This is a genomic window from Micromonospora acroterricola (genome assembly GCF_003172955.1).
GTDB classification, from domain to species: domain Bacteria; phylum Actinomycetota; class Actinomycetes; order Mycobacteriales; family Micromonosporaceae; genus Micromonospora; species Micromonospora acroterricola.
Genome location: NZ_QGKR01000141.1, coordinates 41,223 through 55,917, shown reverse-complemented (window position 1 = coordinate 55,917; position 14,695 = coordinate 41,223). Strand labels below are relative to the sequence as shown.

Annotated in this window: 13 protein-coding genes; 6 read left to right on the top strand and 7 right to left on the bottom strand. The window is 66.3% G+C overall.

All coding sequences use genetic code 11. The annotated features are described in order from the left end of the window. Nucleotides 1-130: 130 nt before the first annotated feature. Nucleotides 131-1,453 (bottom strand): ABC transporter substrate-binding protein, encoded by a 1,323-nt coding sequence (locus tag DKT68_RS06865; RefSeq protein ID WP_109816569.1) that lies wholly within the window; start codon nt 1,451-1,453, stop codon nt 131-133. Between the two features lie 222 nt (nt 1,454-1,675). On the opposite strand from DKT68_RS06865, the gene DKT68_RS06860 reads away from it, so the two are divergent. Continuing rightward, complete coding sequence (locus tag DKT68_RS06860) at nt 1,676-2,662, top strand: LacI family DNA-binding transcriptional regulator (protein ID WP_201748933.1); 987 nt, start codon at nt 1,676-1,678, stop codon at nt 2,660-2,662. 879 nt (nt 2,663-3,541) lie between these two features. Here the strand turns inward: DKT68_RS06860 and DKT68_RS06850 are convergent. After that, nucleotides 3,542-4,054, bottom strand: coding sequence for an NUDIX hydrolase (locus tag DKT68_RS06850; protein ID WP_236646757.1), 513 nt, complete (start codon nt 4,052-4,054; stop codon nt 3,542-3,544). Between the two features lie 100 nt (nt 4,055-4,154). Here DKT68_RS06850 and DKT68_RS06845 point away from each other — a divergent pair, with 100 nt between their 5' ends. Continuing rightward, complete coding sequence (locus DKT68_RS06845) at nt 4,155-4,337, top strand: DUF4240 domain-containing protein (protein WP_161556629.1); 183 nt, start codon at nt 4,155-4,157, stop codon at nt 4,335-4,337. Nucleotides 4,338-4,344: 7 nt separating this feature from the next. Continuing rightward, on the top strand, nt 4,345-4,614 hold the full coding sequence (locus DKT68_RS06840; protein WP_109816564.1) for a hypothetical protein: 270 nt from the start codon (nt 4,345-4,347) through the stop codon (nt 4,612-4,614). 337 nt (nt 4,615-4,951) lie between these two features. Here the strand turns inward: DKT68_RS06840 and DKT68_RS06835 are convergent, their stop codons facing one another. Further along, complete coding sequence (locus DKT68_RS06835; RefSeq protein ID WP_236646758.1) at nt 4,952-5,485, bottom strand: maleylpyruvate isomerase N-terminal domain-containing protein; 534 nt, start codon at nt 5,483-5,485, stop codon at nt 4,952-4,954. Between DKT68_RS06835 and DKT68_RS06830 the strand changes: the two genes are divergently transcribed. Further along, nucleotides 5,450-7,057: a hypothetical protein gene (locus DKT68_RS06830; RefSeq protein WP_109816562.1), complete on the top strand. Its 1,608-nt coding sequence runs from the start codon at nt 5,450-5,452 to the stop codon at nt 7,055-7,057. The two genes, DKT68_RS06835 and DKT68_RS06830, sit on opposite strands and share 36 nt — an antisense overlap. Nucleotides 7,058-8,492: 1,435 nt before the next feature. On the opposite strand, the gene DKT68_RS06820 is transcribed toward DKT68_RS06830, so the two are convergent. From DKT68_RS06820 to DKT68_RS06810, 3 genes are all read right to left on the bottom strand, one after another. After that, on the bottom strand, nt 8,493-8,852 hold the full coding sequence (locus DKT68_RS06820) for a hypothetical protein (protein WP_201748932.1): 360 nt from the start codon (nt 8,850-8,852) through the stop codon (nt 8,493-8,495). A 193-nt stretch (nt 8,853-9,045) separates the two neighbouring features. Further along, nucleotides 9,046-9,675, bottom strand: coding sequence for an SMI1/KNR4 family protein (locus tag DKT68_RS06815; protein ID WP_109816575.1), 630 nt, complete (start codon nt 9,673-9,675; stop codon nt 9,046-9,048). Nucleotides 9,676-10,412: 737 nt separating this feature from the next. Further along, a complete protein-coding gene (locus DKT68_RS06810; protein ID WP_109816574.1) occupies nt 10,413-11,264 on the bottom strand; it encodes an ATP-grasp domain-containing protein in 852 nt (283 codons plus the stop codon). A gap of 104 nt (nt 11,265-11,368) precedes the next feature. Here DKT68_RS06810 and DKT68_RS06805 point away from each other — a divergent pair, with 104 nt between their 5' ends. Both DKT68_RS06805 and DKT68_RS06800 read left to right on the top strand, forming a co-directional pair. Then, on the top strand, nt 11,369-12,031 hold the full coding sequence (locus DKT68_RS06805) for a class I SAM-dependent methyltransferase (RefSeq protein ID WP_109816560.1): 663 nt from the start codon (nt 11,369-11,371) through the stop codon (nt 12,029-12,031). A gap of 112 nt (nt 12,032-12,143) precedes the next feature. Next, nucleotides 12,144-12,578 carry a hypothetical protein gene (locus DKT68_RS06800; protein WP_109816559.1) on the top strand — a complete coding sequence of 145 codons (435 nt, stop codon included), beginning with the start codon at nt 12,144-12,146 and terminating at the stop codon, nt 12,576-12,578. Nucleotides 12,579-12,718: 140 nt separating this feature from the next. Here the strand turns inward: DKT68_RS06800 and DKT68_RS06795 are convergent, their stop codons facing one another. Beyond that, nucleotides 12,719-14,023 carry a DUF4041 domain-containing protein gene (locus DKT68_RS06795; protein WP_109816558.1) on the bottom strand — a complete coding sequence of 435 codons (1,305 nt, stop codon included), beginning with the start codon at nt 14,021-14,023 and terminating at the stop codon, nt 12,719-12,721. Nucleotides 14,024-14,695 lie beyond the last annotated feature (672 nt).

Here is a 14,695-nt window from a genome sequence, read left to right as displayed (position 1 = left end):
CGACCGGCTGGAAGAACGCCCAGGCCATCGCCGCGTTCGGCGCCGGCAAGGCCGCCTTCCTACCGATGGTCTCGGCGACCTCGAAGGTCACGCTGGACAAGTCCGCGGTCGCTGTGTCGTTGACCGTCATCTACTTCGCCTTGTCCAGCGCGGCCTGCGCCTCGGACTGGCCCTGGGTGAGCAGGGCGTTGAGGGACGTGTCGTCGACCTTGCCGGCGGCGAGGTTCGGCACCGACTGGACGACCACGTTGACCAGCGCGAGCTGCACCTTGCTCCACCCGCCGTGGAACGGGGTGCCGTGCGCCTTCGACGCGGAGTCCACGATGGCCGCGAGCGCCGGGTCGGCGACCAGCCGGTTCGCCAGCTCCGCGTTCGTCGGCAACTCGCCGAAGGTCCGGTAGTAGGCCTCCTGCGACTCGGCGGTGGTCAGCATGTTCACCAGGCGCAGCGCCAGGTCCTGGTTCTTGCTGTACTTGGCGATCACCAGGTTGTCACCGGAGAGGATGCTGGTGGCGCCGACGCCGCCCGAGGGCAGGCTGGTGGCGCCCGGCGGGACGGTCGGCATGACGGCGTAGGCGTACTTGCCGGCGACCGCGGACTTGTCCAGCGTGACCTTCGAGGTCGCCGAGACCATCGGTAGGAAGGCGGCCTTGCCGGCGCCGAACGCGGCGATGGCCTGGGCGTTCTTCCAGCCGGTCGCCGCTGGGTCGACGACCTTGTCGGTGGCGAGCCAGCCGAGGTACGTCTGGTAGGCCTTGACCGTGACCGGATCGGTCAGCCGCGCCTTGCCGTCGGAGACCAGCGGGTTGCCGGCCTGGATGCTCATCGCCCAGATGAACTTCCACGGGTCGAAGCCGTCGCCGTAGGCCACGGCCAGGCCGTACCTGCCGGCCCCGGTCAGCTGTCTGGCCTGCTGCCGCAGGCCGTCCCAGGTGCTGGCCGGCTTGTCGATGCCCGCCGCGGCCAGCAGTTCCTTGTTGTACGCCATGACGAACGGGCGGCTGGTGAAGGGGATGCCGACCTCGTGCATGGCGTCCGGGCCGGAGATGCCGAGGGTGGCCGGCAGGAACCGGTCCCGGCCGCCGATCTTCGTCCACTGGTCGGCGGTGAGGTCGACGAAGGCGCCGGTGGAGTATGCCGTCGGGGTGAAGGTGGTGCCGATGGCATAGATGTCCGGCCCCTGCCCGGAAAGCATCGATGTCTGGATCTTGGTGAGTTCGTCGGTGGGGCTGGCGAAGGTCTCGAACGTGACCTTCGCCCCGGCCTGCTGCTGGAACTTCGCCGAGACGTCGGCGAACCACTGCTTCTGCTCCGTGGGATAGATCGAGTTCGCCCCGATGAGCACGTTGAGCGTCCTGCCGTCCTCGGCGGAGCTACCGGGGTCGCAGGCGGTGACGGGTATGGCGACCGTGACGGCCAGGGCCGCCGCGAGAAGTCCACGGATGGCGTTCATCTCTGCTCCTTGGGTGGTGGCTGTCCGGAGAGGAATGGCGTGGAAAACACATAGCCAGACGCCCGGGAATTCCCCCGGTTCGATGAAACGTGCGAGGGAACGTAACAACCATGGAAACCGGGTGGCAACCGGTTGCCATTAATTGCCACCGATGCTCTGCTGATGTGCATGAACCCCGAAGGCGCGTCCTCTCCCCGTGCGGCGGTACGCCGGGAGGGCCGCGTGACCATCAACGACATCGCTGCCCTCACCGGCGTTGCCGCCTCCACCGTGTCCCGGGCGCTGAGCCGGCCCGACCGGGTCAACCGGGTCACCCGGGAACGCATCCAGGCCGCCGCCCGCGAGCTGAACTACGTACCCAACACCCAGGCGCAGGCGCTGTCGTCGGGGCGTACCGAAACGGTCGCCCTGCTCGTCTCGGACGCGACGAATCCGTTCTACTTCGGACTGATCCGCGGCGCGCAGCAACAACTGCGCGCCGCCGGCCACGCCCTGCTGCTGATCGACACCGAGGACTCGGCCGAGCTGGAGAACCATCTGCTGCACAAGGTGCGCCGGTCGGTCGACGGGGTGATCCTCGCCGCCTCCCGCCTTCCCGAGCAGACCCTCTCCGTCATCGCCGCCGAACTGCCGGTCGTCACCGTCAACCGCAACGTCCCCCGGGTGCGCAGCGTCGTCATCGACAGCCCGGACGGGGTGATGCAGGCCGTCGAGCACCTGGTCTCGCTGGGCCACCGGGCGATCGCGTACGTCGCCGGACCGCCGTCCTCCTGGGCCAACGAGGCCCGGTGGCGGGCGATGCGGACCGCGATGGCCCGACACGGCCTCACCGCGGCCCGCGTCGGACCGTTCGGCGTGTCCCGCAGCTCCGGGTCGGTCGCCGCGGACGCGCTGCTGAACACCGGCGCCACCGCCGGCGTCACCTTCAACGACCTGCTGGCGATCGGCATCCTGCAACGGCTGGCCGAACGCGGCGTCGACGTCCCCGGCGAGATCAGCGTGGTGGGCTGCGACGACATCTTCGGCGCCGACTTCTGCAGCCCCCCGCTGACGACCCTCACCGCGCCGATCGAACAGGCCGGCCGGGTGGCGGTGTCGATGCTGCTGGACCACCTTGAGCACCTGGGGGAAACGCCGTCCCGTCAGACCGTGCTGCTGCCCACGCACCTGACCATCCGGCAGTCCAGCGGGCCGGCCCCGCGCCGGTGACCACTCGTCGGGCCGCCGCTACGGCCGATGTGGGCGTGCCGCTCGTGTGGCCAGCCGTGGCCCTGCGGTGAAGCGCGTCTGTAGGGCCAAGCCCGCGCGACATGTTCGAGCGCTTCGTCGCCTGGGGGCCGTTCCGAAAATCGATCCTTGAGGACCGGGACCATGCTCTGTCGCTACTGGAGGCGGGTGAGGGAACCTCCGCACGGCCCGCCGCGAGTCCACAGCGAATCATGATCATTCCACGACAGCGAATAGACCGACGCAATTCAGCTCCGAAGGTGACGCGATGGCACCTACCGCTGATCCGCGCAGGATGAAGGATGGGTTTTGAGTATCACCGCAGACAGGCCGGCCACGATCGCCGCAGATCCCTGCACTCTCGTCTCGGCCGAAGTCTTCAACAAGATCACCCGCTACTTCGCTACCACCCAGGATCAGGTCACTCAGCCGGGCGGGTCCATGGCGGCCCGAACCCAGAACCAGCCTCGCTGCTCCCAATCTGCTCCAATGTAAGCGGCACATACAGCGAAGCCCGTTACCGGCTACTCCGGCAACGGGCTACTGACCTGCACAAACTGAGAGTGGGCGATGCTGGTATCGAACCAGCGACCTCTTCGGTGTGAAACAGGACGCCGCACCTACTCTGACCTGCGGAAACGAGGAGCCGCAGGCAGGGGTGGGTGCAGTTGAGCGCCGTTCGATGCCGTTGGACGCAGTTCAAGGTTGTTCAGGGCACCCCGCTGCTCCCAACCTGCTCCCCCTAGACCGGGGCTCGCCCCGGGCCGCCGACAGCCGACCGCCAACCGTAAGCTGCCGGCCAGTGTTTGGTTGGCGCCAGCACTGGCTCCCGCAGCCGCATCGGTCGATCGGGCAGCACGCTCACGATCGCCGCGCCTTGTCAGCGGCAGAACAGTGCGTCTCGCCAGCGCCGCCGAGGTGGAGCGACAGGACTGCGGCAGTTGTCACGGCCAGGTCGCGGTCGAGAACCTCATCCCGCGGGACGAACACCATTGCGCGGCCCTCGCCAACCACCACATCCTGTTGCCGAGCATCGGTCCTGCCGCAGAAGACGTGAACAGTCACCGCGTGCGGGAAGCCGGCCTCGTACGGGCGTGGGCCGCTCCACAACGCGCGCAACTCACCCGTCATCAGGCCCGTCTCCTCCAATAGCTCCCGGTGTGCCGCCTGTTCAGGCGTCTCGCCCGGCTCGACATGACCACCCGGCAGGCTCCACTGGTTCGGAGAAGCCGAAGTTTGATCATCACGATGCTGCAGGAGTACCGCCTCCGAGGAGTCGACGAGAAGCACCAGCGCAACTTCATAGGTCGCCATGACGAGATCGTCCCAAACCCGCCGCCAGCCGGCACCACGCAGCGCATTCATCGCGGCCATGAGCGGATGCTCAGGGTCAGGAAAGCCTGAGTGCTGCTAGCGACTGGTGCCCGGGTCGACAGGGGTGAGTTGTCGGTTGGCCGTGGGAGACTCCCGCGCCGTGGACGTTGACGAGTTTTGGGCGGTCGTGGAGTCGGCCGGGGTGGGTCTAGACGGGCGGACCGGTGACGACGGTGAGGCCGTTGCCGCGGCACTGGTGACGCGCTTGGCGGCGACATCACCGGAGGGCATCCTCGAGTTCCAGGAGCTGTTCGATCAGCTCCACGACGCCCTCTATTGCTGACCATCCCGTGGTACGACAAGCGGCGGCCGAGGCAGACGATGGTGCGCTGTTCGCCGAGTCGGTGAACTACGTAGCCAGCGAGGCCTACGAGCAGGTCACGGGTGGTGACGACGATGCCTTCTACGAAGCGATGAAGGCCCGCCAGCACGTTGCGGTCGGCATCGACGAGGCCCGCGAGCCCGACATGGGTGAGGACTTCGACTTCGACGATGATGACGAGATGCGGCGTCGGCTGCCCCGGCTGGCCGAGCTGTCCCTCAACGCCAGCGAGGATTGATCTCAGTAGCTGAGCCCCGACGCTTAGAGACGGCGCGGCCAAGCCAGGACAGGACAGGATCCTTTCGTGGTGAGCCCTTACTTCCGTCGTCGGTGGAACAAATCACGGGGCGACGAGTTCGACATCTGAGGCTACGCGACGTACTACCGCGAGACCGCGGAGGACGGCCGGCCGGTGCGCCAGCTTGAGGTGTACGACTCGACTGAGGCCGGTCTGCGAACTCGAGATCAGAAACATGATCGAGTGCATTGTTCTCGACATGACAGCGCACGGCGCCAGGCGCTACCAACGCGCGACCGCGGCAGATGAGGACAGTGCAGAGCGAGCGCTCCACCAGTTAGAGGGCAGAGATGGAGGCGGGAGCTCGTTCTTGCCGAGCTAGCGCGCGTATCACGTTCAGGGAACCGTGTCGCCAGGCCGCGAGGCTGCTCAACAGCTGGATTGTCGCTTCAGTCGCTGTCTGCGGCATCGGTGGCGTCGGCAAGCCGAGGCTGACTGCCAGGTCGTCGGTGTGCACGACCAGCTCCATGACCCGGGTCAGCAGGAAGTCGTCGACCTTTAGGCCCCAGGCGCCGAGGTCCACGATGCGGTCGGGCGGTTGCGTGGTCACCGTGGCACCTAGGTCGGTCAATGCCGCATCGACCGCGTCCGCCAGCTCCCTGGCGGTTGTCGCGGCAGCTGTCTGCTCGCTGCGGCGCCGGATGTCGATGTTGTCGGCACTACCCACGCCGGAAGTCACCCAGGCGTTGCCGGTGAAGTGCTCCAGCACCGAGATCGCCGATTCTCCTGGCGGCGCGGCGAGGAACGTCACGGTCTGAGTGACCTGGTTGGCCAGGTGGCGGGCGAGGCCGCCGGTGGAGAAGTCCGGCAGCGCGAGCCCTTGGCGGTGCGGCGGTGGTGGCAGGATACCCGTGTGGACAGAGGCGAGAGGGATGCGTCAGATGCGTTCGGTCCACTTGCCGACCTGTCGGACGTGGAGTCGACCGCTGCAGCCATAGGTCAAGTCTTATCCATGCTTCTAGCAGATTACGAGCCCCTCGAGGAATACGACAGTCGGCTGGTCTACCACCTGGGTGCCGCCCTACAAGGTGGTGAGACCGGCGAGCCGGACCTCGATGCTGCGCTGCGGGAGGCATGGATAAATGCCCCGGACCGCCCGCTGTCCGAATGGCACGTCGAGGTGACCTTCGATGAGATCGTCCGCGTCGCACACGTCCTGACCACGTCACGCACACGACCAGATACACAACTCCTCGACGAACGGTCGCTCGAGGTCCTTGTGCGCGAGGACACCCCTAACCCCAGGCTTCGAAACCTTCGGCAGTCGCGTGACGTGAGCTACAACTGGCAGTCCGGCAATGTGCAGTTTGAGGCACGGCTCGGCCGGCCGTCCGTGGCACTGTTGCTGAGGTGCGCGTTGCGTCGGAGCGGCATAGCTCGGCTGCACGTGTTCGAGGGCGAGCGGATCAACGAATTTTTGCTGGCGGCCGAGGCCCGCCAAGGCCTTAGACCTGGAGACCACGCCCGTACTCACGCCTGGAGGGTGCTCCGCGAGGCTGCGGAACCCACCGTCGTTTCCCTGCGCGTTACCGCCGGGCAGGCGCTCGGTGCCCGCCAGATTGAAGACGCGATGACTGCCTTCCGGGCCCGACTGGCCTACGAGTCGGACTTGGTGCTCGGGCTCGTCCAAGATGTGGATCATCTGCATTACCAGCATGTACAACCGCCGTTAATGCGGCAACTGTACGTCGGCGCTCCTGCTGCGGTGGAGGCGATCGCAGCCTGGGGCGCCGACGGCGGCACGGCGCCGCCACCCCGGACCGGCCTCCCCGGCGAGATCCTGTACGGGCCGGTCAGTCTCGTCGATGAGGAATTGGCGCTGCGGTATTTGCGCGCCCTCGCTGCTCACGACGCGTTCTCCGCATTTATGGGCTACTACCACATCGTCGAGTACTTCATGGAGGACGCCTGGTACCGCGAGCTGTCCGGCAGAGTGCCAGAACTGACGCCACCCGGCCAAATGCCAACGGATGCGGCGGCACTGCGGACCTTCACCCGCACCGCAGCAGGCCGTCTAGGAGTCAATCCGCAGGAAATTCGGCTTACCGAACGAAACGCCCTCAAAGCCCTGATGCGCACCACGATCGACCTGCAGCGGGTAGCGACAGACTTGGAGCGGTACTTCTCCGGCGCGCTGCGCCACTTCTCGGTCAGCCCGGTGCCCTTCGCCGACGCCGATGTCGTGAACCTTCGCACGACCGATTCTGACCTGCCAGACCGTGTCGCCGAGCGCATCTACCGCGTCCGAAACGCTATCGCGCACAGCAAGGCGTCGACGACGCGCTACAGCCCTTACACAGATGATCTCCATCTCGCGCGGGAGGTCCCGCTCGTGCGGCTGGCGGCGGAGCAGCTGATGGTCCCAGACCCTGACCGAATCTGACTCCTGAGATACTGCCTCTGGAGTGGCACACCGCCCGCCGCCAGGCCGGAGAACAGCGGCCGCCACCGCTGGTCGCCGTGGCGCTGTCCCGCGGGCATCGAAGGCGGTCGCGTCTTAGGGGTGAGCGGCGGTACCAGTCGGCGGGGTTGGCGCCAAGGGCGACGATTTCGACGTGTATCGCGGGTCGCCCGCACCCTGCTAGACATGATCGAGTTCGGGTAAGAGGCAGAGCAGCGGTCGGCCCCGGATTGCGTCACGCGCCGTCGGTGGCCCGGATGCGACCGCAGGCACCCTACGGTGCTGGGGACGCTCGCCCACCTCGTCGGCGGACACCTGCCAGAGCAGCAGGCGCATCGACTTCGGGGTCACGCCCAGGCGGTCCTCCAGAACCATGGCCCTTAGCGAGCAGCGCCGCCGCGGCGTCCGGCTGCTCGCCGGCAATCATCACGCGGGCAGTACCAGGCCGCTAGCGTCCAGCGCAGATGCTCCCATGCGGCAGCCTGCGGCGGAGCCAACAGCTCCCAGGCGCGCCGCTCGTCTCGCGACCGGCGACAAGGCGGCGGCCACGGTGGAGGGTCGTCCTACCGGAAGGCTCCAAACAAGAGCCGGCACCAGCCAGGCGGGAAGCTAGGACTCCTGACCACTTCGGTGCCGCCGAAGAGGTCTTCACCCTGAAGCACCTGGTCAGGGCGTTGCCCGTGGGATCGGATTCTCAGATGACGGAACCGCGGCCGACTCAGCAAGCCCCCACAACGCTTCACATCGACCTACAGCACACCTATAGGCGTGGCGTTAGGCGGCCCGAGACGCCGGCCGGCGCCAGCCATCCCGGGAGCAGGACGCCTGACCACTTCGACCTCTACTGGGAGGTCACGCCGCACCGCTCGGTCTCCATCACCGCAGGTCAAGGCCCCTCGTCTCTGTCCGCCGTCGGTGAGCACTTCGGTCGCGGAGACCACTTCGCCAACCTGCACCCAATCTGCTCCCAGTCGCAAGGCCAGGCCCACCAACAGCTCCTTACCACCTTGACCTGCGCACACTCCCCTACCAGGCCACATAGAACCTTGTCGACCGCTATGCAGAACCGCAGAGCACTCCGCGGGAAACAGGACGCCGCACCCCCTCTGAGCTGGGCCAACGTGGAAGCGCAGGTAGGGGTGGGTGCAGTTGAGGACCGTTGGACGTCGTAGGGCTCAGTTCAAGGCCGTTCAGGGCACCCTGTTGCTCCCAATCTGCTCCCCCGATCCACGGTTCGCACCGACCGGTCGAAGGCACGATGGCCTCGGCCTGCGGGACCCTTATGGTGCTGTGCACAGGCGAATGGCCTTTGCTGCGTATCGGCCAGACAGCGGTCTCGACAGCGGCAGATCCGGCTACCGGTACGCCGCTTCCCATCTATTGTGACCGAAAGACGGTAAGAGGGTCCTCGATCGGGTTAGACGTGGCCAGTCCAGGTTTCTCCCACGCCCGCGCGTACCGCGCTGCGACCACGTCGCAGGTCGAGAACATCGATCAGGCTGGGGTCTTCGTCGGCGGCATGGTGCAGGTGCCCGACTTTGCCGTTGCTGCCGCTCGCGTCGGATGCTCCGATCAACTGCCAGACTCCGTCGTCCGCGTCGTGACTGATGAACAGAACAGGCTCATGGCGTTCGAAGACCTCAGGGGTCTGGATACAGACGGTGCCCAGCAGCCAGTGCCGCATCCACCAGGCTCGCCGGTCGTGCTGCATGACTTGGTCGGCGACCCACCAAACGAACGGCAGGTCCTCGTGGGCACGCGACTGCTCCGCGGTCAAGTCCTGACCGCCCTGCGGGACCCGCTCGCACGGCTCGTCGACAACCTACCGCCGGCGGCAGCCGGATCATGCCGATGATGTGTGCCGCCACGGTGCCAGTAGGGTCAGCCCGCAACCACGCACGGCATCGCCGCCACTCACATGCGCTGGCTTGGGGATGCCCGGCAATTAAAACGGCGGGAAAGAGTACGGCTCAGACTAGATCGCGCCAGAAATCGACGCTCGCCTTCGGCTCCCACGGGGTTTCTCCTGAGCCCACGCGACCGAACTCCCGGTCGATATAGTCCGCCAGATTCAACCCGTAGTAGATGATGTCGGTCTGCCACACCGAAAGCACCGGGTGGCCGAAGACCCTCGGCTCACCAGGGAGATACCGGTGCCCGTACACCGGCACCATCTTCGGAACCTGCGCCAGCATTCGCGTCGCTGTCGCCAATGCCGATGCAGTGTCGCTTGGGCGTGAACCCCAGCCGTCGTACCAGAAGCCGTTGTTCTGGACGTCGAACAGCACTCCTTCACTGGGCCAGTCCAGCAGACTGCGCAGCTTGTCGCGGTACCCGTTACGCCAGTCGGGCCACGGCTCCAGGTGTGTGTAGATCACGCCCGGCTCGCGTAGCTCCGGCCGTGTGTTCACCGGCAGTCCTGCGGACAGGAAGGCCCGGTGGTCGGCGGCAAACCGGAACCCGAATTCCTGCTCGACCTGGTCAAGTTCCGCGTCGGTGAGTCCAGCGTCGACCGCGCAGACGGACCTGAGCCGTAGCCGCCGCATCGCTTCCTGACCGAGACGGCGGCCATCCTCACCCTGTTGATCAAGCCCTGCCATCACGACGCGAGACTCTACCTCGTCCACGTGTCACAGATCTGCGCCTTCGTCATCGCACCGACGCACCCACGCCGGCACGGGCGAGCGTTCAACCACCACACCTCGCTGCTGAGCGTCGCGGCCCATCGGCGGCATGGGCGGCCGATGGGCCGGCCGCTACGACGCGGCCCATCGCGGCCGGGCCAATGCGCTCGTGAAGCTCACCCGCGGATCCGCGTCGCCGCGGCCGTCGTCCGGGTCGCCAGGGCCGTCGGGTGCAGTTCGGTGCAGTTGAAGGCCCTCCAGGGCACCCTGTTGCTCCCCACCCGCTCCCCGATCCTCGGCTCGTAACTGGGCTGCCGCCGCCGACCGGCGGTTGATAGTCCCGCAGTCGTTCCTCGCCAGATCGCGGACGCTCGCCCGATACGGCCATCGGAGCAGCCATCTCCCCCGCAGCTACGGCCATGGCTGACGGCGGGGCTCCACCGGAATGGGGAGCAGGAACAACCGGCGACGTATACGAACTTCCCCTACCAGGGCTTGACGCACTAACCTCGCAGGCCGGCCTGCCCAACGTGCGGCGCCGGTACCGCACGTCACTGATCCAGGGATGGCAGCACCGATCGAGCCGGGCCAGGCTCCGGGGAGCCCGCTCACCGTGAGCGGGCTCCCGAAACGGCTCAACCAAGGCCCAACAGTTCAGCTGCAGTCGCGCGGATCGCGGCATGAGCGGATGTTCAGGCAGGCAGAGTTGCCGATCAGCGGGCCTGGGCAAGCAGGGTCCCGATCATCGCTTGAGGTTCGATGGTGGTTGGTCGGTCACTTACCTGCCCGTCTCCGAGTTCGATGACCCTCCATACGCCGTCCGTGCGCAGAGCGAGGTCCACGGTGACGAAGGGCAGACCGAGCCCGGCGATCATCGGTGCGATCGGGGCCGGATCGATTTCGACCGGTGCAAAATCGTCTGGGCTGTCCGGATGCGCTCCGATCAGGACGCACACGCCGTCGACCCACCATGTGCGTACCTCGGCGGAGGCAAACCGCTCGAAGCGCCGCAACACAAATCCACCCACAAACTCGTCGTCGCGCAGTTCCAGGAACCGGCTCGCCACCCTCCACGCCGCCCCGCCGCCCTCGAGGTCGGGGATGAACGCGGCTTCGTTCCAGTAGTGCTTCATTGACTTGCTGTAGTCACGCAGCACTGCCGGTCCCGTGCCTAGCTCGACACGCGCGCGGTCAAAGTCGGCCCGCTCCGAGCCAGTCGTCCACACCGACGGTGGGGTGACCGCAGCCAGAGCCGCGTACCAGCCAGGCAACTCATGCGCCCGGCGGTACTGCTCGCCATCAGTCCTCAACACCACACCACGCTCAGCGAGTACCTCAGCAAACATGGCGTACTGCTCGCTACGCAGCATCCAGCCGCGGTAAACCGCCACACCGCTGCCTGAGACCGATGCGACCGCCCGGCGCACAACTCCGCCCCGTGCCAACGCGTCATGGTCGACCACCGCCACATCGAGCCCGGCAGCCTGCGCCGCCTGTGCCTCCGCCGCGAAGTGCTCGTCCGGATGGCGCGGCCGTAATGGGTTCGCGGGAACCAACAGGATCATGCCGACATCCTGCACCCCGGACCGTTCAACCTCGAACTGTTAACCGGGCCGCCGCCGGATTCGCAGCATGGGCGGAAGAGGCGCGGGCTCCTATAGTCCCTTCCGTGGACGCCAACACCGAAGAGTTGAGAGCCGCACACGACGTCCTCGCCGAGCTCTACGCCGAACGCCTAGCCGACGCTTTGGATCGCATGCCCGTGGAGCGGGCCGTTCTCGACCTGTTCTGCGACCTGACGCTTGCTGCGGACTTGGGCATCAACGTCGGCGACGTCGGCTGCGGGACGGGACGCCTCGCCCCCTACCTGGCGGGCAAGGGCCTGGCACCATGGGGAGTCGACCTTTCACCCGAGATGATCCGCGTGGCTCAGCGTGACCATGCGGCCTTCCGGTTCGACGTCGCCGACCTGCGCGAGTTGCCCTTCGAGGACGCGTCGCTGGTAGGCGTGGTTTGCTGGTACTCCCTCATCTTTCTGGCACCGGCCGATCGACATGCGGCCTTTGGCGAGCTGTATCGCGTCATCAAACCGGGCGGCTATCTGGTGACCGCGTTCAAAGCAGGGAGCAGCCAGGTCCGACGTGCGGGCCGCAGCGCCAATCTTGGTGTCGAGTTCGACCTTTACTGGCAGACCCCGCAGGAGATGGAACGAAGTGTCACGGACGCTGGCTTCACGACCGTGTTCTGGGGCGGCGTTCCGGCCGATGGGCCGGACAGCCCCGCGCAGGGGTATCTGCTCGCCCGAAAAGCTGTTGTTGATCCACCACGTTGACGCGCATCCTCAGGCATGACAGGACGGCTTCGGCGCCGGCGCCGGCTATCCATCGCGACGCCCCGTCGGCGGCATGATCGGATGTGTCAGCTCACCCACTACCGTCCGGGCTATGGCAGCCACAGCAGCGAGAGCGTTTCGTCGGACTGCGATCGAGCGGTCAGACCAGCGGGTCGCGTGGGACCGGACGGACCAGGCCTTCTTCGCTGCCGGAGCCTGTCACGTCCTCGCCTGGGTCTGCCGGGATTCCTATCCAGACAGGTCCATCGAGATAGCCGCAGTGCGCTTCCCTGGCCAGCGGCAGATCTTCCACACCTACGCGGCCTGGGACGGCTGGGCGTTCGACCACTCAGGCTGGAATCCTGAGCCGCAACTGCTGACGGTCAACGCAGACTTCGAAGGCCATCCGCTAGAGCGCCTCAAGATCACAGAAGGTCTCGCTGAATTCGGCCAGAAGCACCACCACCGCACGCCGAACCAGTACTGGCATGACCCGCGCCCTCGTGCCCGCGACTACATCGGCCGATACAGCCCACCCTGGGCATAGCCAACCCGGGAGCAGCAAGGCCCGACCACTTCGACGTCTACTGGGAGGCCAACCACCCCGGAGCGCGACCTCGTTGCTGCTCAGCGGCCCAAGCAGAACAAAGCCGGCTGAGCTCTTCGTGACGGACCGGCCGCCTGTCCTTAAGGGGTCCGTTCCTTAGCTTGGGTCAGACTCTGCCGGTACTCGAGTGCCTCGGGAATCTCGTCGTACTGCAGCAGGCTGCCCGTCAACTCCAGCAGGTACTCCTTGGCCTCCTGTGGGGTGGCGTAGAAGAACTCTCGTCGCTGGTTGATGAGGTTGACCCTTCGGTCGGCTAGGCGCGTGTGCATTTTGGCTTCGATGCCGACGGCGTCCTCGGAGAAGAAGAGTGCGTGGACGTCGAAGTTGAAGGGGACGGAGGCGTCGCTGAGTTCCCGGACTCGGTCCAATGGGTCGAGGCGGCGGGTCATGCCGATCTTGACTACCTTCTCGCCGAAGGCTCCCAGGTTTGAGATGACGTACACGTAGCCAGCGCGGACGTTGGCGGCACGGTAGTCCACGTCTTCGATGGCGGTGTCGATCTGCAACAGCCGCTCCTGCATTTGGGCGGCGCCGTCGACGTCGCCCTTAGCTTGCAGGGCGGCGAGGGCGTTGGCGTAATGCTGACGTTCCTTGTCGAGACGGGCACGCTCGCGGTCGATTTCCTGTTGAACCCGTCGCTCCTCGCGCAGCCGCGCCTTCTCTTCGCGCTCGCGTTCCTTCTCCTCGGCGAGCTTTGCTTGGTAGTCAGCCGTAATCTCTAACTCCCGGACCCGCAGCCGGTGGTAGTCCTCCGAGATGCGGATGTGCATCGTCTTGCCTAGCTTGGCGATCGTCGCGGCGACCTTGCCCAGGCGCTCGACGGCCGAGTCAAGCTTGTAGGGCTTCAGGCCCCGTACCAGGTTGTCCGCTTCGGCGTTGTAGGCCCGCAGCAGCAGCTTGGAAAAGTCCCGGACCATCACCCGCCCTTCGGCCGCTGAACCGTTCACCGTCCAGCCAGTCGCGGCGAGGACCGCGCCGCCTTTAGCCATGCTCTTGATCTTGGCCTGCAGCCCAGCCAGTGCGCTCTGGTATGCGACCGCGTCTGACAGGGGGTGCCGGTAGTCGTAGACGCCAGCCTCCTGCAGCAGCGCCGCTTCCTCGGTCACCACGACCTGCTGACTGAGGTCCCGCAGCTGGCGCTCCAGGTCAGCCTTCTGCGCTTGGGCTGTGGCGGTCTGTTCAGTGATCTCTCGCGTCAGCCGTTCCCTGTATTGCTCGAGCTCTATTGCGGGCAGTACTCCGAGGCGGTTCATCTCTAGCCGGGCCCGCTCCAGCTCAGCTCTGAGGTGTGTCACCTCGGCAGCAAGCTCGCGTGCTTTAGTCCGCGCCCCGAACAGCGGAATCTCAGGATCGTCGGCGCGTTGCGGCGGGACGGTCTGTGGCATGGGAGAGGCCACCACGGCTATAGCGGGCGCTGGCTGCACTACGGGCGCGGCGATCGGTGCATCGGCGATCCATAGCTGCCATCCCGGCGGCGGAGGTCCCCATGCCGGGTCCGGCTTCCACCCAGGACCGGGTGCCCAACCCTGCGGCGGGGTTGGCCAATTCGGCGGAGCGTTGAAGCGATATCCCACAGCTCATCCCCCACAAACTTGCACTAGACCGACGACGCTAGCCCGAGCTACTACGGCCCACATCGATCACTCGGCCAACAGCGTCCCGCCGACAAGAGTCGCTAAGTGCCCGACCGACCAATCGAGGTCAGATATCCGACTCGGGGGGATGTGGTGCACCTGCCACTGACTTTCCCCACACACTGTCAGTGCCTGGTTCGAACTATCTGCAGGGAGTAGCGGGCTTCCCGTAGTCGTCGACGCCCTGTCTCGCAGAAGACCCTCGCTTGGCGTTGACCTCCATTCGCTGTCAAGAATCGACTCTTTTGGTCATTGGGCGGGCCGCTCTACGATGAAGACCTCGGAACATGTCCTCGGACCGGTATCGCTGCCCGGGCCGAGCGGCGACGGCCCGGACAACAGTTGGACTTGTGAGCGGATCAGCGCCTTGGGCGCAGTTACCGATCTGACGACCACTGCGCGGATCATGGGACTGTCTCGTTC